The organism is Streptomyces sp. NPDC060000, assembly GCF_042737375.1.
In the GTDB taxonomy this organism is placed as follows: Bacteria; Actinomycetota; Actinomycetes; order Streptomycetales; family Streptomycetaceae; genus Streptomyces.
The window spans coordinates 26,491-47,877 of record NZ_JBHWUU010000078.1 but is presented as its reverse complement, the minus strand read 5'-3'; the positions used below and the strand labels follow the sequence as shown (position 1 = coordinate 47,877).

The 21,387-nt window shown below is 72.8% G+C and carries 20 protein-coding genes; 9 read left to right on the top strand and 11 right to left on the bottom strand.

The features are described from left to right. Positions 1-65 precede the first annotated feature (65 nt). The 4 genes from ACFWBB_RS33225 to ACFWBB_RS33210 all read right to left on the bottom strand — a co-directional run bounded on the left by ACFWBB_RS33225 (position 66) and on the right by ACFWBB_RS33210 (position 3,585). On the bottom strand, positions 66-440 hold the full coding sequence (locus tag ACFWBB_RS33225; RefSeq protein ID WP_356567412.1) for an RNA polymerase-binding protein RbpA: 375 nt from the start codon (positions 438-440) through the stop codon (positions 66-68). 278 nt (positions 441-718) lie between these two features. Next, positions 719-2,083, bottom strand: a complete 1,365-nt coding sequence (locus ACFWBB_RS33220; protein ID WP_385279924.1) for an MFS transporter — start codon at positions 2,081-2,083, stop codon at positions 719-721. A 51-nt stretch (positions 2,084-2,134) separates the two neighbouring features. Beyond that, complete coding sequence (locus ACFWBB_RS33215) at positions 2,135-2,902, bottom strand: glycerophosphodiester phosphodiesterase (protein ID WP_385279922.1); 768 nt, start codon at positions 2,900-2,902, stop codon at positions 2,135-2,137. Beyond that, positions 2,899-3,585: a YitT family protein gene (locus ACFWBB_RS33210; protein ID WP_385279919.1), complete on the bottom strand. Its 687-nt coding sequence runs from the start codon at positions 3,583-3,585 to the stop codon at positions 2,899-2,901. The genes ACFWBB_RS33215 and ACFWBB_RS33210 overlap by 4 nt, the downstream gene beginning before the upstream one ends. Positions 3,586-3,681: 96 nt before the next feature. On the opposite strand from ACFWBB_RS33210, the gene ACFWBB_RS33205 reads away from it, so the two are divergent. After that, entirely contained in the window at positions 3,682-5,181 is a 1,500-nt protein-coding gene (locus ACFWBB_RS33205) for a PLP-dependent aminotransferase family protein (RefSeq protein WP_385279917.1), read from the top strand. Between the two features lie 51 nt (positions 5,182-5,232). On the opposite strand, the gene ACFWBB_RS33200 is transcribed toward ACFWBB_RS33205, so the two are convergent. Both ACFWBB_RS33200 and ACFWBB_RS33195 read right to left on the bottom strand, forming a co-directional pair. Beyond that, a complete protein-coding gene (locus tag ACFWBB_RS33200; protein WP_385279914.1) occupies positions 5,233-7,050 on the bottom strand; it encodes a hypothetical protein in 1,818 nt (605 codons plus the stop codon). Between the two features lie 40 nt (positions 7,051-7,090). Next, a complete protein-coding gene (locus tag ACFWBB_RS33195; protein ID WP_385279911.1) occupies positions 7,091-7,285 on the bottom strand; it encodes a hypothetical protein in 195 nt (64 codons plus the stop codon). 263 nt (positions 7,286-7,548) lie between these two features. Here ACFWBB_RS33195 and ACFWBB_RS33190 point away from each other — a divergent pair, with 263 nt between their 5' ends. From ACFWBB_RS33190 to ACFWBB_RS33170, 5 genes are all read left to right on the top strand, one after another. Further along, positions 7,549-7,941 carry an ankyrin repeat domain-containing protein gene (locus tag ACFWBB_RS33190; RefSeq protein ID WP_385279908.1) on the top strand — a complete coding sequence of 131 codons (393 nt, stop codon included), beginning with the start codon at positions 7,549-7,551 and terminating at the stop codon, positions 7,939-7,941. A 323-nt stretch (positions 7,942-8,264) separates the two neighbouring features. Continuing rightward, a complete protein-coding gene (locus ACFWBB_RS33185) occupies positions 8,265-9,686 on the top strand; it encodes a HEAT repeat domain-containing protein (protein WP_385279905.1) in 1,422 nt (473 codons plus the stop codon). Positions 9,687-9,903: 217 nt separating this feature from the next. Then, positions 9,904-11,031, top strand: coding sequence for a glycosyltransferase family 4 protein (locus ACFWBB_RS33180; protein ID WP_385279902.1), 1,128 nt, complete (start codon positions 9,904-9,906; stop codon positions 11,029-11,031). A 20-nt stretch (positions 11,032-11,051) separates the two neighbouring features. Next, positions 11,052-12,413, top strand: a complete 1,362-nt coding sequence (locus tag ACFWBB_RS33175; protein ID WP_385279899.1) for a glycosyltransferase — start codon at positions 11,052-11,054, stop codon at positions 12,411-12,413. After that, positions 12,410-13,336, top strand: coding sequence for an SGNH/GDSL hydrolase family protein (locus tag ACFWBB_RS33170; protein WP_385279896.1), 927 nt, complete (start codon positions 12,410-12,412; stop codon positions 13,334-13,336). The genes ACFWBB_RS33175 and ACFWBB_RS33170 overlap by 4 nt, the downstream gene beginning before the upstream one ends. A 73-nt stretch (positions 13,337-13,409) precedes the next feature. Here the strand turns inward: ACFWBB_RS33170 and ACFWBB_RS33165 are convergent, their stop codons facing one another. From ACFWBB_RS33165 to ACFWBB_RS33145, 5 genes are read right to left on the bottom strand one after another with little or no spacing between them, the layout of a single operon-like run. Next, positions 13,410-14,279 carry a biotin-dependent carboxyltransferase family protein gene (locus ACFWBB_RS33165; RefSeq protein ID WP_385279893.1) on the bottom strand — a complete coding sequence of 290 codons (870 nt, stop codon included), beginning with the start codon at positions 14,277-14,279 and terminating at the stop codon, positions 13,410-13,412. After that, a complete protein-coding gene (locus ACFWBB_RS33160) occupies positions 14,276-14,929 on the bottom strand; it encodes an allophanate hydrolase subunit 1 (RefSeq protein ID WP_385279933.1) in 654 nt (217 codons plus the stop codon). The genes ACFWBB_RS33165 and ACFWBB_RS33160 overlap by 4 nt, the downstream gene beginning before the upstream one ends. A gap of 2 nt (positions 14,930-14,931) precedes the next feature. Next, positions 14,932-15,699, bottom strand: a complete 768-nt coding sequence (locus ACFWBB_RS33155) for a LamB/YcsF family protein (RefSeq protein WP_385279890.1) — start codon at positions 15,697-15,699, stop codon at positions 14,932-14,934. Between the two features lie 20 nt (positions 15,700-15,719). Next, on the bottom strand, positions 15,720-16,562 hold the full coding sequence (locus ACFWBB_RS33150; RefSeq protein ID WP_385279930.1) for a putative hydro-lyase: 843 nt from the start codon (positions 16,560-16,562) through the stop codon (positions 15,720-15,722). Positions 16,563-16,594: 32 nt separating this feature from the next. After that, entirely contained in the window at positions 16,595-17,890 is a 1,296-nt protein-coding gene (locus ACFWBB_RS33145) for an MFS transporter (protein WP_385279887.1), read from the bottom strand. Positions 17,891-18,061: 171 nt separating this feature from the next. Between ACFWBB_RS33145 and ACFWBB_RS33140 the strand changes: the two genes are divergently transcribed. The 3 genes from ACFWBB_RS33140 to ACFWBB_RS33130 all read left to right on the top strand — a co-directional run bounded on the left by ACFWBB_RS33140 (position 18,062) and on the right by ACFWBB_RS33130 (position 21,381). Continuing rightward, the gene (locus ACFWBB_RS33140) at positions 18,062-18,763 is read left to right on the top strand and encodes a GntR family transcriptional regulator (RefSeq protein WP_385279884.1); all 702 of its coding nucleotides are present in this window, start codon (positions 18,062-18,064) and stop codon (positions 18,761-18,763) included. Between the two features lie 157 nt (positions 18,764-18,920). Then, positions 18,921-20,450: a hypothetical protein gene (locus ACFWBB_RS33135; protein ID WP_385279880.1), complete on the top strand. Its 1,530-nt coding sequence runs from the start codon at positions 18,921-18,923 to the stop codon at positions 20,448-20,450. A gap of 52 nt (positions 20,451-20,502) precedes the next feature. Further along, complete coding sequence (locus ACFWBB_RS33130) at positions 20,503-21,381, top strand: hypothetical protein (RefSeq protein ID WP_385279877.1); 879 nt, start codon at positions 20,503-20,505, stop codon at positions 21,379-21,381. Positions 21,382-21,387 lie beyond the last annotated feature (6 nt).

Genomic DNA, 21,387 nt, shown 5'->3' with positions numbered 1-21,387 from the left:
CGTGAAACACGTACGGCGCCCGCGGTCGTTGTCGTGCGCTGTGAAGCGGTCGTAGCCCCTCGGGGCTACGCGCTTTTTCGGCTGTCGCGGGGATGCACCGCAAGGTTCATCGCCCCGGACCGCAGAACGGCCAGCCGCTCCGCGAGGACCTCTTCGAGTTCCTCGCGGGTCCGCCGCTCCATCAGCATGTCCCAGTGCGTACGCGCGGGCTTGGCCTTCTTTTCCTCAGGGCCGTCGCCGTCAACGAGGAGTGCAGGGGCTCCACAGACCTTGCACTCCCACTCCGGCGGAATCTCCGCCTCGACCGAGAAGGGCATTTCAAAGCGGTGCCCCTTCTCGCATGCGTACTCCACGGCCTGGCGCGGGGCCAGGTCGATACCGCGGTCCGTCTCGTAGCTGGTCACCACGAGGCGCGTGCCGCGAAGAGCTCGCTCACTCATGAATCGTGCCTCCCGGGCTTGTCGCCCACAGGACAGGTGTCGCTGTCGTCGTCATCCGGTCAACGTCCGGTCGGCGGTAAAGATTCCCGTTCCGAGTCCCGTTCCGGGTGGTGGGTCGCCGTCGTAGCCGCAGCCTTGTCAATCAGTGCAGTACCCACCGGCGCCCGGTATGTCACATCTGAAAGGAGATGTCACCCAGCGTTTCGGCATCTTTGACGCGCAGTAACGGTACGCCTGGCAGGCCAAACGCGTACACTACCGCCCTTTCGCCTTGAGTGCTAAATCCTCTCGGGTACCGGATTCCCCGCGTCGCCGATCGCCTGCCGTACAGGCACCCTGGCGAGCAGGACAAACCCGACGACGAAGAAGACCACCAGCGAGATGATCGCGTCCCGGTAGCTCCCGGTCAGCTGATAGGTGATCCCGAAAAGAAGCGGACCGAGCCAGCTCATGCCACGGTCGCTCATCTCGTAGGCCGAGAAGTACTCGGCCTCCTTGCCGGGCGGGACGAGGTGCGAGAAGAGGGAGCGGGACAGCGCCTGGCTGCCGCCGAGTACCAGTCCGATCGCGGCCGCCAGCAGGAAGAAGCCGACCGGCGCCCCGGCCGGCAGGAAGTACCCGGCGCCCAGGGTGAGCGTCCAGGCCGCCAGCGAGCCGAGGATCGTGCGCTTCGCGCCGTACGTCCGGGCCAGCCGTCCCATGCCCAGCGCACCGGCCACGGCCAGCACCTGCACCAGCAGGACGGCGCCGATCAGCGTGGACTGGCCGAGGCCGAGTTCCTCGGAGCCGTAGACCGAGGCCTGGGAGATCACGGTCTGGATGCCGTCGTTGTAGACCAGGTACGCGAGGAGGAAGGCGAGGGTCAGCGGGTGGCGGCGCATGTCCCGGACCGTCGCGGCGAGCTGGCGCAGCCCCGGAGCCGTCCGGTCCGTCCGGGCGGCCGCCTCCCGTGCGGCGGACGGCCGGTCGCGCAGCCGCAGCAGCGGGACGAGGGTGAAGCCGCCCCACCACAGGCCTGCCGACGCCAGGCAGATCCGCACGGCCATCGGCTCGGAGACCCCGAAGGAGTCGTGGGCCAGGTAGAGCACCAGGTTGGCGACCAGGACCAGGGAGCCCGCCGCGTAACCGAAGGCCCAGCCCCGGGAGGAGACCGCGTCGCGTTCCTCGGGCGGGGCGATCTGCGGCAGATACGAGTTGTAGAGCATCATCGCCACCGACTGGGCCGCGTTCGCCACGATCAGCAGGGCGCCTCCCAGCAGATAGCGGTCGCCGCCCAGGAAGAACATGCAGGTCGTGGCCGCGGCGCCCACGTAGGCGGCGGCGCCCAGCAAGGGCTTCTTGCGGCCGCTGCGGTCGGCGGCCGCACCCACCAGGGGCATCACCAGCACGGCCACTATCACCGACAGGGACACCGAGTACGGGAAGAAGGAGCCCGCGCGCACCGGGATGCCCAGGGGATGCACATACCCGTCGGCGTCCGCCGCGTGCTTGGCGACCGATGTCAGGTACGGGCCGAGGAACACGGTGAGCACGCTCGTCGAGTAGACGGAGCACGCCCAGTCGTAGAAGTACCAGCCGCGCTGCTCGCGCCGCCGTTCCGCGACCTCGTCGGACGCCGCCGTCCGCACGGTGTCGATGTCCACCCGTGCCCTCGCTTCCCGCTGCCGCAGCCGCGCGCGGGCGGCGGGCCGAGGTCAGACCCAGACGCCCCGGTCCTTCATGACCTCGCGCAACGTGTCGATGTGATCGGTCATGATGCCATCGACTCCCAGGTCCAGGAGCCGGTGCATCCGATCCGGATCGTTGATCGTCCACACGTGCACCTGGAGCCCGCGCGCGTGGGCGGCGCGAACGAAGCGGGGGTCCACGACCTGGATGCCCGACTGTGCCTCGGGCACCTGCGCGGCGACCGCCGAGCGGCGCAGCGCCGCCGGTATGCCCCAGGACCGCAGCCGCAGGTTGAGTACGCCCCGGGTGCCGTACGACGTCGCCAGGCGCGGCCCGGCCAGCCGCTGGGCGCGCACCACGCGGGCCTCCGAGAACGAGCCGACGCAGACCCGGTCCCACGCGCGCGTGCGGGCGATCAGGTTGAGCAGGGGGTGCAGTGCGGGCTCCGCCTTGAGGTCGACGTTCCACCGCACCTCGGGGAAGGTCTCCAAAAGCTCCTCGAAGAGCGGCACCGGCTCCTCGCCCGCCACGCGCGCGTGCGATACGTCCGACCACAGGAGGTCGGCGATGCGGCCCGCGCCGTCGGTCACCCGGTCCAGCGTCGCGTCGTGGAAGGCGACGAGCTTGCCGTCGCGCGTGGCGTGCACATCGGTCTCGATGTAGCGGTAACCCGCCTCGACCGCGCGTCGGAACTGCGCCGCGGTGTTCTCCAGACCGTCCGCCGCCCCACCGCGGTGGGCGAACGGGATGGGCCCCGGATGGTCGAGATACGGGTGGCGTATGGAGCTGGTCACGGACGCAGTATGGCTCCCTGTGGTGTCCCGGTGGCAACGACCGCGCTGCCGCCCGATGCCGCGGGTACGGCGAACACCCGCAGGAAAAGCTGGGCGAGCGGGCCGATCGCCACCGCGTAGAGCAGCGTGCCGACGCCGATGGTGCCGCCGAGGATGAACCCGGTCACCACGACCACGACTTCCACCGCCGTCCGCATCAGCCGGATCGAACGCCCGGTACGCCGGTGCAGTCCCGTCATCAGTCCGTCGCGCGGGCCCGGCCCGAAGGAGGCCGCGATGTAGAGGCCGGTGGCCGCGCCGTTAAGGACGATCCCGACGAGCAGCAGCGGCACCCGGGCGCCGAGTCCGTGCGCTTCGGGGACCCACGCGAGCGTGCCGTCCATCGCGAGACCGACGACGAAGACGTTGGAGACCGTGCCGAGGCCCGGGCGCTGGCGCAGCGGGATCCACAGCAGCAGTACCGCGGCGCCCACGACGATCGACACCACGCCGATGGTCAGGCCGGTGAGCTCGGCGAGACCCTGGTGGAGCACGTTCCAGGGCTCCAGGCCGAGGCCCGCCTGGACGAGGAGGGCGGAGCTGGCGCCGTAGAGCGTGAGGCCGGCGTACAGCTGGAGTGGTCGGCGGACGAGGTGGCCTTTCGGATCCGGCTGAGGTGATTCCCGCGGCGGTGGCTCGGACAAGGGGTCCCCCTGGTAGTAGTGGCCTGACCCATGACACTCTGTGGCTTGGAAGTGAACGCCATCCATGGCCAATTCTGAGAAGGTGGACTGGTAATCATGCCGCAGTGGACCTCGGCGGTGGGAGCCGCACAGCTCGCGCGGCTGCTCAAGCCCCAGCAGGACCGCCCGGCGGGCCCGGGGTCGCGCCGTCCACCCGCCTACCGTGCGCTCGCCGACGGTGTCCGGCTGCTGGTGCTGGAAGGGCGCGTTCCGGTCGCCGCGCGCCTGCCCGCGGAACGGGAACTGGCCCTGTCCCTGTCCGTGAGCCGGACGACCGTGGCCGCAGCCTACGAGGCACTGCGCGCGGAGGGGTTCCTGGAGTCCCGGCGCGGCGCGGGCAGCTGGACGGCCGTCCCGGCGGGCAACCCGGTTCCGGCGCGCGGCCTGGAGCCCCTGCCGCCCGAGGCCCTCGGCTCGATCATCGACCTGGGCTGCGCGGCCCTTCCCGCGCCCGAGCCCTGGCTCACCCGCGCCGTGCGGGGCGCGCTGGAGGAGCTGCCCCCGTACGCCCACACGCACGGCGACTATCCGGCGGGCCTGCCCGCGCTGCGGTCGATGATCGCCGAGCGGTACACCGCGCGCGGGATCCCGACGATGCCCGAGCAGATCATGGTCACCACCGGTGCGATGGGAGCCATCGACGCCATCTGTCACCTGTTCGGCGGGCGTGGCGAGCGCATCGCCGTCGAGTCGCCTTCCTACGCCAACATCCTTCAGTTGATGCGGGAGGCCGGCGCCCGTCTCGTGCCCGTCGCGATGGCCGAGGGACTCGCCGGCTGGGACATGGACCGCTGGCGTCAGGTCCTGCGCGAGGCCGCGCCGCGCATCGCGTATGTCGTCGCCGACTTCCACAACCCGACCGGCGCGCTCGCCGACGAGGACCAGCGGCGCCGGCTCGTGGAGGCGGCCCGGTCCGCCGGGACGGTCCTGGTCGCCGACGAGACCATGAGCGAACTCTGGCTGGACGACGACGTCGAGATGCCGCGGCCCGTGTGCGGGTTCGACCCCGCCGGGTCGACGGTCATCACCGTCGGGTCGGCGAGCAAGGCCTTCTGGGCAGGGATGCGCATCGGCTGGGTGCGAGCGGCTCCGGACGTCATCCGCAGCCTTGTCGCGGCGCGCGCCTACGCGGACCTGGGCACACCGGTGCTGGAGCAGCTGGCGGTGAACTGGCTGTTCAGCACCGGCGGCTGGGAACAGGCCGTCGAGCTGCGGCGCTGCCAGGCCCGTGAGAACCGCGACGACCTGGTCGCGGCCGTGCGGCGGGAGCTTCCGGAGTGGGAGTTCGCCGTGCCCCGGGGCGGGCTGACGCTGTGGGTGCGGGCCGGGGGACTCTCCGGGTCGCGGCTCGCCGAGGCGGGTGAGCGGGTGGGACTGCGGGTGCCGTCAGGACCGCGGTTCGGCGTCGACGGCGCCTTCGAGGGGTACGTCCGGTTGCCGTTCACGGTGGGAGGCGCGGTGGCGGAGGAGGCGGCGGCACGGCTGGCCGCCGCGGCGCGGATCGTGGAGAGCGGGGGAACGGCGGGCGGCGAGGGACCGCGCACGTTCGTCGCCTAGAGGGGCGCGGGGAGCGGGCGCGGTGAGCGGGGAAGGGACGCGGGGGTGCGGTCACCCACCCGCGCTCGACACCTGCTCCGCGCCCACCTTTTCGGCGCCCACGACCTCCGCGCCGACGCTCTCCGCGTCCGTGCCTCTCGCGTCCGCGTCCGTGGCTTCCGCGTCCGCGCCTTCCGCGTCCGTTGTTTTCGGGTCCAAGGCCTTGGCGGCAACGGGGTTCGCGAGCACGGCGTCCACGACCACGCGTTTGGTGAGCGCGGGTTTCGTGAGCACGGGGTCCGCGGCCACGGGTTCGGCGAGCTCGTGGTCCAGGATCGCGGGCTGCTCGACCGGTACCGGTGGCAGCTCCGTGGCGCGTGGTGTGGCACGCGGTGGCAGGAGATCCAGCACCGCCTGCCGATGCGCGTCGCTCGTCGCGTCGTCGTACGGGTCCGGGGTCGCCGGTACCTGGAGCCGGTGCACCGGCCCTGATCCGAGCCGGGCGTATCCGCGCCCCGACGGCACATGGTCGACGGGCGTGGTGTGCGGGGGTGCGCCGAGGACCGCCTCCAGTTGCTGCCTCGACGCCGGTCCGAGCGCGACCCGCGCGCGGGTGTGCTGCCGTACGGCGTCGCTCAGGGAGTCCAGGGCGTCGAACTGCTCGGCCACGACCACCGTGACCCCGGCCGCGCGGCCGTGCCGGAGGGGGGACCGCAGGAGGGTCTGCGGATCCTTGTGGCCGTCGGCGTCGGCCAGGTGGGTGAAGGCGGTGGGGCGGTCCAGAAGGATCCACAGCGGGTGTTTGGTGTCGTCCGGCTGCGGGTCGCCCGCCTGCCGGGCGTGGTTGGCGGCGACGAGCCGGCGCTCCGTCTCGTGCGCCGCCCACTCCAGGGCGGCCAGTGCCCCGGCGAGCCCGATCTCGACGCCCAGGACGCCGTCCCGGCCGGCCAGACAGGCGTACTCGCCGGTGCCGCCGCCCTCGATCACGAGGACATCGCCGTGCTCCAGGGCCTGGAGGGCGATGGAGCGCAGAAGGGTGGAGGTGCCGCTGCCGGGCTGGCCGACCGCCAGCAGGTGCGGCTCGGTCGAGCGGATGCCGGTGCGCCAGACGACCGGTGGGACGTCGCGCCGGTCCTCACCGTGGGCGAGGGGGAGCGTGCGCTGGACCCCCGAGGGGTCGGTGAAGCCCAGGACCGTCTCGCCGGGGGCGGTGACGAAGCGCTGGGCGGCGATGTCGGTGGGGAGAGGGGTGAGGACACTGAGCGTGAGCTCGTTGCCCTCCTCGTCCCAGACGAAGAGGTACTCGCGGCCACGGCCGGACTTCGCGGCGAGCAGCTGCTCGATCCGTGCGCGCGGGGCGGCCTCTCCGTCGGGGAAGTACGCCGGGTAGCGGATCACGAGGTGGGCCAGGCGGCCCGAGTCGTCGAACTCCAGCGTCGGGAAGACGTCCTCCCAGTCGCCACCGTGGGCGTACATGGGTGAGGGGTCGTCGGCCGTCGAGAAGTACGGGACCAGGGCCTCGTACAGCATTTGGAGTCGCTGGATCTGCGACTCGTCGGGGCCTTCGGGAGCCGGTGGGGTGCGGTCCCTGCCCTGCCAGGCCGCCGCCGCCATCAGGGTGATGACGGCGAGCAGCGGGCCGTACGGCACCAACATCACGACCAGGATCGACGAGGCCGCCAGGAACAGCAGCGGTCCACGCCTGTCCTTGGGGGTCTCGGCCCACCTGCGCCGTCCGGCCGAGGCCAGCCGGCGCAGTCCGCGGGTGATGGTGATCAGCGGATGGAGGACATCGGTGGCGCTGTCGGCCGCCGTCCGGGCCAGCTCCCGGCTTCGGGCGATGCGCGCGCTGCCTGTGCTCAGGATGCTGGGAAGGGGGCGCCGGGCCACTGCTGTCTCCTGGAGGTGCGTACGGACGGGACGAACGGCGTCAGAACTTGATGCCACCGAGGAGGCTGGCCAGGCTCTCGCCGCCGGCCTTGATGCTCGGGGCGATGGCCGTACTGGCCATGTAGAACCCGAACAGGGCCGAGACCACGGCGTGTGACGCCTTGAGCCCGTCCTTGCGGAAGAAGAGGAAGACGACGATGCCGAGCAGGACTACGCCTGACATGGACAGGATCATTTGGGTTCTCCTGGTTCGCGGGGGACAGTCACCATGAGTACTTCCAGGATCACAGGATGTATCCATACTATAAAAGGTGCAACTGGGTGAAATGCGGCTGATTTCCCCCAGCCGGCGGAAGGCCTGACGGGTCGCCTGAACAGGAGAGTTGCGTCGAACGGGTCCGCCCGTGATCTTTGCCGTCGCCGGGACCGGCCACGTGTCCGACGAGCCAGTACCCTGGCGATTCACCTGAACGGTTGCAAGGAGAGGCGGACCGGCCGATGAGCGAGGCCCTCGACCCCGAGGTCGTGGAGCTGGCGACCAAGATCTTCGATCTGACCCGTCAGGGGCAGACCGAGGAGCTCGTGGCGTACGTCGACGCGGGCGTTCCGGCCAACCTCACGAACGACCGCGGCGACTCCCTCGTGATGCTCGCCGCGTACCACGGCCACGCCGACGCGGTCCGGGCCCTGCTGGCTCGCGGCGCCGAGGCGGACCGGATCAACGACCGAGGCCAGACCCCGCTCGCCGGGGCGGCCTTCAAGGGCGAGGCGGACGTCGTCAAGGTCCTGCTGGAGGCCGGCGCCGACCCGTCACAGGGGACGCCGTCAGCCGTCGACACCGCTCGCATGTTCGGCAGGGCGGAGCTGCTGGAACTGTTCGGCGTGCACTGAACCGGCAGTCCTGAGCAGGTCGACGGAAGTTCCTGACCAGGTAAATCAACGAGCACGGGGGAGGCGGTACAAGGCCGCCGGAAATTTCGGTCGCGGCAGGTAGAACAGCCGGGTCATCATGACGTCGTGATTCACGGACGCGATGGCTGGGCAGGTGTTGCCGCACCGCGCGGGCCGTGATGCGGTCCGCATGGGCCACCGACGAGAGGCAGAGGAAAATGGTCTACAGCAAGCAGGAAACGGCGGGCGCCCCGACGCGTTGTCACGCGGCCAGGTAATGCACGTCCCCGGTTGCGTCGACGCTTGATGTGAGGCTGTTTCCCATGTTCGATCCGGTCATAGCGCCCAGCGGTACGCTGCTCGGCCTACTCCAGAGGGGGCGCGGCGACGGCACGTTGCACGCGCTCACCGCACCGCGAGCCGAAGCGCTCGCGGCGCTGAACCACTGTGTGCTGCGGGATCCCCGCCACGACTGGCAGGTGGAGAACCGCTCCCTTTACTACGCCCGTCTCTACCTCGACCTGAACGGCGAGCTGGACGAGATCGAGGCCCACCTCTTCGATGTCGAGGACTCCTTCGACACCGAGGAGTCCCGCACGGGACTCGCCCTGGCCGTCCTCGGCCACCTCGCCTCCTACGGCAGGCGGGACGCCCTGGCCCTGCTGCGCCGGTACGCGGTCTCGGGAGCCAACTGGGCCTGGGCGCTGGACGAACTCGCCCTGCGGGACGACGACGCCGGGCTGCGGGCGCTGGCCGCGCCCGTGCTCGCCCGGTTCGCCACCGATACCGAGGGCGAGGCCGAACTCGCCGCCGCCGTACGGGACGCCTTCGAGCCACGGCCCTGGCGGCTGTGGGCCGAGGATCCCCGTGAGTACGTCTCCACACGCGTGCGTGCCGCTCAGGAGGCCGGCTGTTTCGACCGCTGGCAACGGCAGATGAGTCCCGCCGGACCGCGCCCCGGCTGGAGCGTGCAGGCCGTGTTCGAGTGGGCCCAGCAGGGCGTCGAACGCGGAGTCGCGCTCCATGTCCCCGCCGCCCGTTGCCTCTCCGCCGTGGCCGGGCCCGAGGACCGCCCCGAGATCGTGCAGGCGGCCAAGGACGGCAGCGAGGGAGCCCGGTGCACCGCGCTGCGCTACCTGGCCGACTTCAATGATCCCGATGCCCTGCTCCTGATCGAACAGGCCATGGCCACCGGCTCCACGCCCGTCGTCGAGGCGGCGGTCGACGCCTTCGAGCGCATGCGCAGCGTCGCCGCCGTGGACCGGGCCCGCGGCTGGGCCCACCGGCCCGACCCCCTGGGCGCCGCGGCCGGCCGCATGCTCGCCTGCCGGGGCGGCACCCAGGACAGCGATCTGGTCCTCGGCGCCCTGCGCGAGGCGGTACGCGGCGAGGGCTGCGACGCGCCTACCCTGTGGACCCTCGTCGACGGCGCCGGGCGGCTCGGCATCGTCTGCGCGGCACCCGTGCTGCGCCATATCTACCGGGAGACGGCCTCGTCCCATCTGCGGGGGCGCTGCGCCCGCGCACTCGCCGCCACCGACCCCTCCTACGCCACGGGCTTCGCCGTCGAATGCCTCTGGGACTGCGAGGAGGGCACTCGCGAGATCGCCGCGCGGCACGCCGAGACCGGTGACGCCCGGGTCGTGGAGCGCCTGCGCCGGCTCGCCGCCGACCCCGCCGAGGAGGCGGAGGTCCAGACGGCCGTGCGGAGCCGGATCGGACCGGACGCCGCGTCCGCGATGTGAACGCCGGGACCGGCCGCCGCCCGAGGGGAGCCTGGCGGCGGCCGGTTCGACAGGTGAACACTCGATGGCCTGCCGGGCGGACCGGCATGGACACCGTCCGACCTGCGCGGTACGCATCGTGTCGATACCGGGTGCGGAGCGCAACGCTCACGGGACGTTAGTCGTGCGGAAAGATCCACTTTGACGCGGCCACGTCCAGGACGGCGACAACACGGGTATGCGTGTCGTCATCGTGACCGAATCATTTCCCCCCGACGTGAACGGCGTGGCCCATTGCGCCTTCCAGACCGCCCGACACCTCGTCGATCGCGGTCACACCCCCGTCGTCGTCGCCCCGGCCACCGCCGCCGGGACCGGGCCGGACGCCGAAGCGCCCTGCCCCGTCGTCCGAGTGCCCTCCCTCCCGCTCCCCGGCTACCCCCAGGTCCGCGTCGCCCTCCCCAGTCGACGCGTCGCCGCCGCCATCGCCGAGCACCGTGCCGAACTGGTCCACCTGGCCAGCCCCTTCATCCTCGGCGTCCGGGGCATGGCGGCCGCCGCCCGGCTCGGCATCCCCGCCGTCGCCGTCTACCAGACCGACCTGGGCGGCTACGCCCGCACCTACATGGGCGCCGGCGAGGCGGCGGCCTGGCGCCGGATACGGTCCGTCCACGCCGCCGCCGACCTCACCCTCGCCCCCTCCAGCGCGGCCCTGCACGACCTGGACACGCACGGGGTGCCCCGGGTGAGGCTCTGGCCGCGGGGCGTGGACACCACGCGCTTCCGCCCCGACCGCCGCGACGGGACCCTGCGCCGCGCACTGGCCCCCAACGGCGAGCTGATCGTCGGCTACGTCGGACGCCTGGCCCCCGAGAAGCAGGTCGAGCTCCTGGCCGGCGCATGCGGGCTGCGGGGTGTCCGGGTCGTGGTGGTGGGCGACGGACCGAGCCGGCCCGGCCTGGAGGAGCACCTGCCGGGCGCGGTCTTCCTGGGCAGGCGCACCGGCGACCAGCTCGCCCGGATCTTCGCCTCGCTGGACGTGTTCGTGCACACCGGCCCGTACGAGACGTTCTGCCAGACCGTGCAGGAGGCCATGGCCAGCGGTGTGCCGGTGGTCGCGCCGGCCGCGGGCGGCCCCCTGGACCTGGTCGCCCACGGGCGCACCGGCCTGCTCGTCCCGCCCCGGGACGCCACCGCCGTACAGGGCGCGGTGGCGGCGCTGGCCGCCGACCCCGCCCTGCGGGCCGCCTATGGCGCCGCCGGGCGGGCCACGGTCGAGGGGCGCACCTGGGCCGCCGTCGGCGACCGGCTCATCGGCCACTACGAGGACGTGCTCGCCGCGCGCCGACTGGTGGTGGCGGCATGAGCGGCCCGACCGTTGGTGGCATGAGCGGCCCGGACGACCTGAGGGGCACCGGCGGCATGAAGGGCACCGACGCGCGGGACGGCTCGGCCCGAACCGCAGCCACCACCAGTGCCACCACCGCCCCCGTCACCGGCTTCAGGCCCCTGCGGATCGTGCGGCTCGCCAACTTCGTGGCCCCCGCCTCGGGCGGGCTGCGGACGGCCTTGCGCGAACTCGGCAAGGGGTATCGTGCGGCCGGCCACGAGCCGGTCCTGATCGTGCCCGGCGACCGGGTGAGCGACCGTGCGACCGAGCAGGGGCGGGTGATCACCCTGCCCGGGCCGCTGCTGCCCGGCACCGGCGGCTACCGGGTCCTCACCGACAAACGGCGTGTGGCCCGCCTGCTGGAGGAACTCGCCCCGGACCGGCTGGAGGTCTCCGACCGTACGACGCTGCGCTGGACCGGCAGGTGGGCACGGCGGGCCCGCGTTCCCGCCGTGATGGTCTCCCACGAGACCGCCGACGGTGTCCTGCGTACTTGGGGTGTGCCGGAGGGGGCGGCCCGGCGCGCCGCCGACGCGCTCAATCTCCGTACGGCGCACACGTACGCGCGCGTGGTGTGCACCACCGAGTTCGCCGAACGGGAGTTCGTGCGGATCGGGGCGCGCAACGTCGTGCGGGCGCCACTGGGCGTCGACCTCGTCGAACGGCACCCCGCCCTGCGTGACGCGGGACTGCGGGCCCGCCACGCGCGGGGGGACGAGACCCTGCTGGTCATGTGCACCCGCCTCTCCGTGGAGAAGCGGCCCGGTACGGCGCTGGACGCCCTGGAGGCGTTGCTGCGGCGCGGGGCGCGGGTGGTTCTGGTCGTCGCCGGAGGCGGACCGCTGCGGCCTCGGCTGGAGCAGCGGGCCCGCGAGCGCGGGCTGCCCGTGACGTTCCTGGGGCATGTCGCCGACCGCGGCGTACTGGGCGCGTTGCAGGCCTCGGCCGACGTGTGCCTGGCTCCGGGACCCGCGGAGACGTTCGGGCTCGCCGCCCTGGAGGCGATGGCGTGCGGGACCCCCGTCGTCGTGAGTGCCTCCTCGGCGCTCCCCGAGGTGATCGGGGCCGCCGGGGCCACGGCGGCCGACCGGGGAGAGGCCTTCGCGGACGCCGTCGAGGACCTCCTGGAGCGTCCCCTGGTGACACGCAGGGAAGCGGCACGTACGCGTGCGGAGTGCTTCGGCTGGGGAACGGCGGTCGACGCCTTCCTCGCGGCGCACGACGCTACGTCCCCAGCCTCGACCCCATACCCATCCCCGGCCTCGGCCCACGGTTCGTCCCCGGCACTGGTTCCTGTGGTGGCACCGGCCACCGCGTTCGTCCGTCCCTTCCCCTTCGTGCCGGGGAGCCTGGGATGAGACGCGTCCGCTTCGTCGCCCTCGGGGATTCGCTCACCGAGGGCGTGGGGGATCCCGTGGGCGGCGGATGGCGGGGCTGGGCCGCGCTGCTCGCCCGCGGGCTCGTCGGGGAGCCCACCGGGCAGCCCTTCGCGACGCAAGGGCCCGACGAGCCCGTAGAGGCCGTGGAGGCGGGGGAGGCGGGGGAGGCGGTGGAGTTCACCAATCTCGCGATCAGCGGAGCGCAGACGCGGGATGTGCTGGAACGGCAGCTCCCGGTCGGGCTGGAGCTGCGGCCCGACGTCGTCTCCGTCGTCGTCGGCGTGAACGACACCCTGCGCTGCACTTTCGACATCCATGCCGTGGCCGCCCGGCTCGACACGGTCTACGGGGCCTTCGCCGAGCAGGGCGCGGTCCTGCTCACCGCGTGTCTGCCCGACCCGGGCGGCACCCTCGGGCTGCCCGGACCTCTCGCCCGGCCACTGGCCCGGCGGCAGCGCGCGGTCAACGCCGTCGTCCACGCGCTCTCCGAGCGTTACGGTGCGGTCCACCTGCACGCCTCGGAGGGCGCCTGGCTGACGGACCGGGCCATGTGGAGCGCGGACCGACTGCACCCCGGCGAACGGGGGCACCGGCAACTGGCCGTGCGCTTCCACGCGCTGCTGGCCGAGGCAGGCCTCGCGACCGGGTCCGCGCCCTCGCCCGAGCCCGACTTCCCGGAGCCCACCACCTCGGCGAGCCTGTGGTGGCTGGCTACCGCGGGCACCGGCTGGGTGGCCCGGCGGTGCACCGACCTGCTCCCGCAACTGCTCACGCTGGCCGCCGACGAGATGCGTCACCGCGCGCGGGGGACGAGCGCCCGCCTCGACCTGCGGGCCTCCGCCGCGGTGTCCGCGGCGCTCGCCGGGCTGTCCGTGGCGGAGCGGCAGCCGGACGCCGCCTGAACGAACCCTGGCCCGCACGTCAGCCGCGGGCACTCGCGGCGGCCGCTTCGCCCGCGTTCCGCCGCCGACGGCGTCACCTTCGGCGTACGGCGACGAAGCGGACCGGAGTTCCGGGTGCCGCCTGGGCCGCGGCCGCCAGGTCGGTCGTGCGGACGACTCCGATCACCGGGTAGCCCCCGGTGGTCGGGTGATCGGCGAGGAAGACCACCGGCCGGCCCGCGGGCGGAACCTGTACGGCACCCAGGACCATGCCCTCGCTCGGCAGCTCACCACTGCGGGCGCGCTCCAGGGCGGGCCCCTCGGTGCGCAGTCCGATGCGGTTGCTCGCCGAGGACACGTGGAACGTCCGCGAGGCGAAGGCACGCAGCGCGTCCGGGGTGAACCAGTCGTCACGTGGGCCGAGCGTCACCCGCAGGACGAGTTCGGCCGGGGGCGCCGGCTGCGGAGCGACGTCCACGCGCGCGTGCGGGACGTGCTCGCGCCCCAGGGGCAGGACGGTGCCGTCCGTGAGCGGCGGGGGACCGAGGCCCGAGAGCAGATCCGTGGACCGGCTGCCGAGGACCGGCTCGACGATGACGCCGCCCGCCACGGCCACATAGGTGCGTACCCCGGTGACGGCCGGTCCGACGTCCAGCACCGCCCCGGCGCGTACCCGCACGGGCGTGCCCCAGGCGGCCGGCCGGCCGTCCACGGTGACCCGGCAGGGCGCGCCGCCGACCGCCAGGGTCATGTCGGAACGCGGCTTGAGGGCGCAGCCGTTGAGCGTCGTCTCCAGGACGGCCGCGTCGACCGGGTTGCCCACCAGCCGGTTGACGAGGGCCGCCGCCGGCGCGTCGAGGGCGCCGGACCGCGGCACGCCGAGGTGCGCGTGTCCGGGGCGGCCCCGGTCCTGCACGGTGGTGAGCGCCCCGGCGCGGACGACGAAGAGTGCGCGGTCGCTCACGAGGTCCCCGCCGACCCCGCCGACCCCACCGGTTTCGCCGACCCCACCGGCACGAAGCGCACGCGCGTGCCCGGCGACAGCAGTGCGGCCGGCACGCGCGTGTGGTCCCACAGCACCGCCTCCGTACTGCCGATCAGCTGCCAGCCACCTGGCGACGTACGCGGGTACACACCCGTGTACGGCCCCGCCAGCGCCACGGAACCGGCCGGTACGGCGGTGCGCGGGGTGGCCCGGCGCGGGACGTCGTAGCGCGAGGGCAGGCCGGTCAGATAGCCGAAGCCGGGCGCGAATCCGCAGAACGCGACCCGGAACTCGGTGGCCGCGTGGACGCGGGCCACCTCCTGTTCCGGGACGCCCCAGTGGGCTGCTACCTCGGCCAGGTCCGGGCCGTCGTAGCGGACCGGGATCTCCACCGCCGCCTGTTCGCGCGGGGGGGCGGGCGGTACGTCGGAGGCGGCCAGCTCGGACGCCAGCCGGCCGGGGTCGGTCAGACCGTCCAGCAGGACCGTGCGGGCCGCCGGCACGATCTCGCGGGCACTGAGCAGGCCCGCCGCGCGCCGCCGCAGCAGCTCCGCGTGCAGGGCCTCGGCCTCCGCGCCCGACGCCATCTCGACGAGCAGGGCATCGTCGCCGACGGGCAGGACACGCACGTTCACGCGAAGGCCTCCACCCGTACGCCCGACTCCTCCAGCCCGCGCCGGACCCGGCGGGCCAGCTCCACCGCGCCGGGCGTGTCGCCGTGCAGGCACAGGGAACGCGCGCGTACCTCGATGGACGATCCCGCGCGGGAGGTGACCCGCCCCAGGCGGGCCAGGCTCAGCGACCGTTCCACGACGGCGTCCGGATCGGTGACGACGGCCCCGGCCTCCCCGCGGGGCACGAGCGTGCCCTCCTCGGTGTACGCGCGGTCCGTGAAGGCCTCCGGGACGGCCGGGAGCCCCGCCCTGCGGGCCAGCTCCAGCAGGCGCGAGCCGGGCAGCCCGAGGACGGGCAGCGCGGCGTCCGCGAGGAGCACTCCCTCGATCACCGCGCCGGCCTGTGTCTCGTCGTGCACGACCCGGTTGTAGAGCGCGCCGTGCGGCTTCACGTACGCCACGCGCGCGCCCGCCGCCCGGGCGAACACCTCCAGGGCGCCGATCTGGTAGGCCACCTCGGCGGCCAGTTCGCCGGACGGCACGTCCATGGCCCGCCGCCCGAACCCCGCCAGGTCCCGGTAGGAGACCTGCGCGCCGATCGTCACGCCCCGCTCGGCCGCCAGCTCGCACACCCGCCGCATGGTGGCCGCGTCCCCGGCGTGGAAGCCACAGGCCACGTTGGCGCTGCTGACGACGGACAGCAGTCGTTCGTCGTCGGTCAGCTGCCAGCGGCCGAAGCCCTCGCCGAGGTCGGCGTTCAGATCGATCGCGGTCGTCGCGGTCATGGTTCCTTCGTATCTCCTTCTCAGGCCACGCGGTACTGCTCGTCGCGGGCGTCGGTGAGGAACATCTGTCCCGGGGCGTGGGTGAGGGCGAACGGCGGGCGCGAGGCCATCACCGCGGCCTGCGGGGTCACACCGCAGGCCCAGAACACCGGGATGTCGTCCGGTTCGGCGTCCACCGGGTCGCCGAAGTCGGGCCGGCCGAGGTCGCCGATGCCCAGTCCCGACGGATCGCCGCAGTGTACGGGGCTGCCGTGCACCGCCGGGAGCAGACTGCTCTCCCGGATGGCCGCCGCGAGGTGCTGCGGCGGCACCGGACGCATGGACACCACCATGGGGCCGTGCAGCCGCCCCGCGGGCCGGCACTGACGGTTCGTCATATACATGGGGACGTTGCGCCCCTGCTCGAGGTGCCGGATCGGGACACCCGCCCCGGACAGCGCCCACTCGAAGGTGAAGCTGCATCCGATCAGGAACGACACGAGGTCGTCACGCCAGTACGCGCGCACGTCCCCCGGTTCGTCCACGAGCTCCCCGTCCGCCCACACCCGGTAGCGCGGCAGGTCGGTGCGCAGGTCGGCGCCCTCGGCCAGGACGGTCGTCCAGGAGCCGGCGTCCGTGACGTCGAGGACGGGACAGGGCTTCGGGTTGCGCTGGCAGAACAGGAGCGTGTCGTACGCCCAGTCCGCGGGCACCGAGATCAGGTTGACCTGTGTGTGGCCCGCCGCGACCCCGGCCGTGGGGCCCGCCAGGCCCGCCCGGAAGCGGGCCCGGGCGGCGGCGGGGCTCCACGCGTGCGCGTGCTCGTCGAGGAGGGTGACGGGACGGTCCTCGGTGAGGGGCGGACGGCCATCCCGCGGGAGGATCGGACGGCGGTCCTGCGTGAGGATCGGACGGTTCACTCCAGTTCCTTCCCACGGGTCTCCGGCAGCCCCAGCAGGGCCACGGCGGCGATCGCGTAGCCGATCGCGCCGAAGACCAGCGCGCCGCCCACGCCCCAGCTGTCGGCCAGGAAGCCGACCGTGGTGGGGAAGACGGCGCCCACGGCGCGGCCGGTGTTGTAGGTGAAGCCCTGTCCCGTGCCGCGCAGGGCGGTCGGGTACAGCTCGCTCAGATAGGACCCGAAGCCGCTGAAGATCGCCGACATACAGAATCCGAGCGGGAAACCGAGCACCAGGAGCACGGTGTCCGCCCCGCTCGGAATGTTGGCGTACGCCAGGACGCACACCGCCGACAGCAGGGCGAACAACCAGATGTTGCGGCGCCGGCCCAGCCGGTCGGTGAGGTAGCCGCCGGTGAGGTAGCCGAGGAAGGCGCCCGAGATCAGGAAGGTCAGATAGCCGCCGGTGCCGACCACCGACAGGCCGCGCTCGGATTTCAGGTACGTCGGCACCCAGGTCGCCAGGGTGTAGTAGCCGCCCTGCACACCGGTGGAGAGCAGGCCCGCGAAGAGCGTCGTCCGTAGCAGCGGTCCCTTGAAGATCGCCGGGAAGGAGCCCTTCTCCGCGCTCTGTTCGCGTGCGGCCGTGGCCTTTGGCGCGTCCTGCACCCGGCGCCGCATCCACACGACGAGCAGCGCGGGCAGGGCGCCGGTCCAGAACATCACGCGCCAGGCCATGTCGTCGCCGAAGAACGAGAAGACCAGCGTGTAGACGAGTGCCGCGAGCCCCCAGCCGACGGCCCAGGAGCTCTGGACCGCGCCCAAAGTGCGGCCCCGGTGCTTCGCGCTCGCGTACTCGGCGACCAGGATCGCGCCGACCGCCCACTCGCCGCCGAAACCGAGGCCCTGGAGGGACCGGAAGACCAGCAGCATCTCGTAGCTGGGTGCGAAGCCGCAGGCGACGGTGAAAACCGCGTACGTGACCACTGTGATCATCAGGGCCCTGACCCGGCCGATCCGGTCGGCCAGAACGCCCGCCACGGCGCCGCCGATCGCGGAGGCGACCAGGGTGACGGTGGTGAACAGGCCGGTCTGGCCGCTGTCCAGACGGAAGTACGCAGCCAGCGCGACCATGCTCAGCGGCAGCGTGAAGTAGTCGTAGGAGTCGAGGGCGTAGCCGCCGAACGCGCCGGCGAAGGCGCGGCGGCCGCGCGGTCCGAGGGCGCGCAGCCAGGCCGGTGCGCCGTCGTCAGGGGCGTGCTCGGCCGTGACGGGGCCAGCGGTCGCGGCCTGCGGTGGAGGGGGAGTGCTCATGAGGCACCTCGCTGAAGAAGGACGGAGGGTGCTGGGAGTGAGCCGTGCCGTACGGGAGGCGGGTCGCCGCTGTGGGGACGGGCGGTGCCATGAAAGGAAGGTAGAGGATCGTTGAACAATCCTTCAATACCCCTGTTGTTCCGTTCTCGTGTCTGCGGTTGAATTCCGGGCATGGCAGAGCAGCTGGCGGGACTGGCCGACGACCGCGCCCTACTGGGCCGTACGAGCACGGCCGAACGGGTTTCGGACATCCTCAGGAGCCGCATCGCCGAGGGCTATTTCCCGCCCGGGACCCGGCTGTCGGAGGACAGCATCGGCGGGGCTCTCGGCGTCTCCCGCAACACGCTGCGCGAGGCGTTCCGGCTGCTCACCCATGAGCGCCTGCTCGTCCACGAGCTGAACCGGGGCGTGTTCGTCCGGGTCCTGACCGTCGAGGACGTCGAGGACATCTACCGCACCCGCGCCCTCGTCGAGTGCGCCGTCGTGCGGGGGCTGGGGGAGTCGCCGTACGAGCTGGAGGGCCTCCGGGCGAGCGTCACCGAGGGACAGGTGGCGGCCGTCGAGAATGACTGGAAAGGGCTGGGCACGGCCAACTTCCACTTCCACCGCGAGCTGGTGACGCTGGCCGGGAGCGCCCGCACCGATGAGCTGATGCGCAGCGTCTTCGCCGAGCTGCGCCTCGCCTTCCACCTCGTCGACGAGCCGCGCCGGCTGCACGAGCCGTACCTCCAGCGCAACCGTCAGATCCTCCAGGCCCTCGAGGCCGGCGACAAGGCAGGGGCCGAGCAACTGCTCACGGTCTACCTCGATGATTCTTCGGCAAAGGTGGTCGAGGTGTACCGACGAAGGGTGGGGGAGGACCGCGCCCTCTAGGGGCGCGGGGCTGTGGCGATGTGCGGCTCCGCCGCGTGGGCGCGACAAGCCCTCACCGGCCCGCAGACGGAACACAGCCGGTGGTCGCCCGCCCGACCGCCGGAGGCGATCCGCGTCGTTTGGGTCGATGTCAGACCGAGGACCTAGTCTGTGCACCGTGACTTCGCCTGCTTCGACGGACCGTGTTCCGCCCCAGCTCAGCGCGGGGCCGCGCCCCGCTGCGGGCCCGGCCGCCGACGAGGGGCTGGCGCGGCGGCTGCGTGCGCTCGCCTGCACCGCGCCGATCCACGACCTCGACGCGCGCAAGGCCAATCTCGCCGGTGAGTACACCGTCTACGGCATGGCGGAGATCGCCCTCGCGGCCATCGACCTCGTCACGCTCAACATGGACTTCGACACCGGCGCCGACCATGAGCAGATAGTGGCCCGCCTCATGCCGCGCATCGCCGCACAGGCCCCGCGCAGGCCCGTCGCCGAGCACGAACGGGTGGCCCGCTGGGTCCTGGAGAACCTGATCAACGTCGGCAGCGTCGACCGCGGCTTCCGCGCCGCGTACGGCACGTTCGCGGCGGACGGTACGTATGTGCGCCGCGACTACGACTTCAAGCTGATCGAGGAGGTCCCCGGCTACGGCGGCGCGGTCTACCTCCGCACGACCGACGAGGCGGTCAACGTCCTCGTCGGCGCCCTCGACACCGATGTCACCAGCGCGCAGATCGCCGCCGAGGTCAAGCTCGAGGTGCTCATCCGGCGCGGCCGTCTCGCCGACGCCCAGCTGGCTGCCGAGCAGGCCCGTTACCGGACCGTGCAGTACTCGGAGACGCTGCGCCGCGCCCTGGAGGCGACCCGGCGCAACGTGCGCGCGGTGGACTGGCTCAACGCCGTGCCCGACATGATCGCCGAGGCCCTCGACCACGTCGCCGACCGCTATCGCCACGAGAACGCGATCCTCACCAACATCCGCAAGGCACGCGACGAGATCGAGGACGCGGAGAACAAGCGGCGCGCCGCCGAACTCGTCGACATCGTCAAGGACTGCATCCGCCGGCACACCCAGTTGCAGTCCCGGCTGCTGGAGGCCGGCCCGCTGTTCCGCGCCGAGCAGGACCGGCAGGCCTTCGCCACGCCCATGACGTCGGCCGGGATAGACCTCTACGGGCACCTCGTCACCCCCGTGCTGCCGTTGCCCCTGGAGCAGGCGGTCCGGGTCACCGACGCGTTCTTCGCCCGCGGGACCGGGTTGCGCACACCCGTGTCGGTGCGGGTGGGTGATCTCGTCGACCTGCTGCTGACGCCGCCGGTGGAGCGGGAGCACCTGGGGGCGGAGATGCCCGAGCCGGACCTCATCGCGACGCCCGACGACAGCCGGTTCAGCGAGGGGCAGCTGGCGATGGCCAAGAAGTTGCTCGATCTCCCGGCGGATGCGCCACGCCGGCTGTCGGGACTCCTCGAGGAGGCGCGGGCCAAGGGCGGCGAGGAACTGGCGTACCTGGTGGCACTGCTGGCCGTGCACGCCGCCAGTCCGGCCGTGGGCACCGCCTACCGCCAGGGTGAGGAGAAACTGCTGTTCGCCGTGGACGACGGGACGGAGCTGGACGACCCGGGGTTCGGCGGGGCCGATCTCATCGTCGGCACCGCCCTGCTGGACGCCGCGGGCATGGCGGCGGACCGTACGGAGGCGGCATGAGCCGGGCCGGAAACCGAATGAACGAGCATGAACACAGCGAGGAGCCGAAACCGTGAGCGAGCACGTCGACCGGAGTGAGCCGGAGGCCGTCGCCGCGCCGGCCTCCTCCGCCGTCACCCCCGCCGACGCCGCCGACGCGGCGCGGCTCGTCGCGTTCGGGCTGCAACCCAAGTTGCAGCCCGCGCGGGACCAGGAGTACGCGGAGCTGCTGCGGCGGTACCGCGAGGATCCGGCGTTCGCGAGGCTCGCCGATGCCGTGGCCGCCGGACTCGGGCTGATCGTGCTGGAGGTCTCCCCGCGCGCGGGGATGGCGGTCACCGCCGCCGAGGACTCGGTGTTCGCCGTGCGGATGGGGGACTACGCGCGTCGTACGTCCGCCGACGGCGGCGACCGGTTCCTGCACGGACTCGCCCACCTCTCCGTCGCCGCGATGGCCTTCCCACGGCCCGAGGACCTTGCCGACGACGGGTACATCGGGCGGGTCAGCGTCAACGGGGTCGACGCCTTCGTGCGCCAGGCCTGCCGCCGGCTGGAGGAGCGGGCGGAGGAGCAGGGCGAGAACACCGACCCCGCAACCGACGCGCCCGGTCTCGAGGCCGCCTGGCGGATCTGGGCGAGACGCAGTTCCACCGGCGCCACCAAGGACGCGCGCAGACTCGCCGGCTCGACGACCGGCATCGTCGGCAAGGCCGTCGCGTTCCTCACCGATTCCGGCTTCCTCCAGCGGACCGGCGACGACAGCGGCGGTACCTACCGGACAACCGCTCGCTATCAGCTCCAGGTGCGCGACATGGCGGGCGCTGCCGCCATGGCCGAACTGCTGGAGCTGGGCGTCGTCCCGGTCACCGACGGCACGCCGACGCTGCTGCCCCCCGAGGAGACCGACGACCTGGACCTGGTGGCCGACGCCGGGCTGCCGTTCCACTCCTGACGCTGC

What these genes read in the sequence shown, in the direction of transcription:
- ACFWBB_RS33225 (WP_356567412.1), bottom strand. Translation starts at nt 440, where the DNA reads ATGAGTGAGCGAGCTCTTCGCGGCACGCGCCTCGTGGTGACCAGCTAC.
- ACFWBB_RS33205 (WP_385279917.1), top strand. Translation starts at nt 3,682, where the DNA reads ATGCCGCAGTGGACCTCGGCGGTGGGAGCCGCACAGCTCGCGCGGCTG.
- ACFWBB_RS33195 (WP_385279911.1), bottom strand. Translation starts at nt 7,285, where the DNA reads ATGATCCTGTCCATGTCAGGCGTAGTCCTGCTCGGCATCGTCGTCTTC.
- ACFWBB_RS33190 (WP_385279908.1), top strand. Translation starts at nt 7,549, where the DNA reads ATGAGCGAGGCCCTCGACCCCGAGGTCGTGGAGCTGGCGACCAAGATC.
- ACFWBB_RS33185 (WP_385279905.1), top strand. Translation starts at nt 8,265, where the DNA reads ATGTTCGATCCGGTCATAGCGCCCAGCGGTACGCTGCTCGGCCTACTC.
- ACFWBB_RS33180 (WP_385279902.1), top strand. Translation starts at nt 9,904, where the DNA reads ATGCGTGTCGTCATCGTGACCGAATCATTTCCCCCCGACGTGAACGGC.
- ACFWBB_RS33175 (WP_385279899.1), top strand. Translation starts at nt 11,052, where the DNA reads ATGAGCGGCCCGGACGACCTGAGGGGCACCGGCGGCATGAAGGGCACC.
- ACFWBB_RS33170 (WP_385279896.1), top strand. Translation starts at nt 12,410, where the DNA reads ATGAGACGCGTCCGCTTCGTCGCCCTCGGGGATTCGCTCACCGAGGGC.
- ACFWBB_RS33155 (WP_385279890.1), bottom strand. Translation starts at nt 15,699, where the DNA reads ATGACCGCGACGACCGCGATCGATCTGAACGCCGACCTCGGCGAGGGC.
- ACFWBB_RS33145 (WP_385279887.1), bottom strand. Translation starts at nt 17,890, where the DNA reads ATGAGCACTCCCCCTCCACCGCAGGCCGCGACCGCTGGCCCCGTCACG.
- ACFWBB_RS33140 (WP_385279884.1), top strand. Translation starts at nt 18,062, where the DNA reads ATGGCAGAGCAGCTGGCGGGACTGGCCGACGACCGCGCCCTACTGGGC.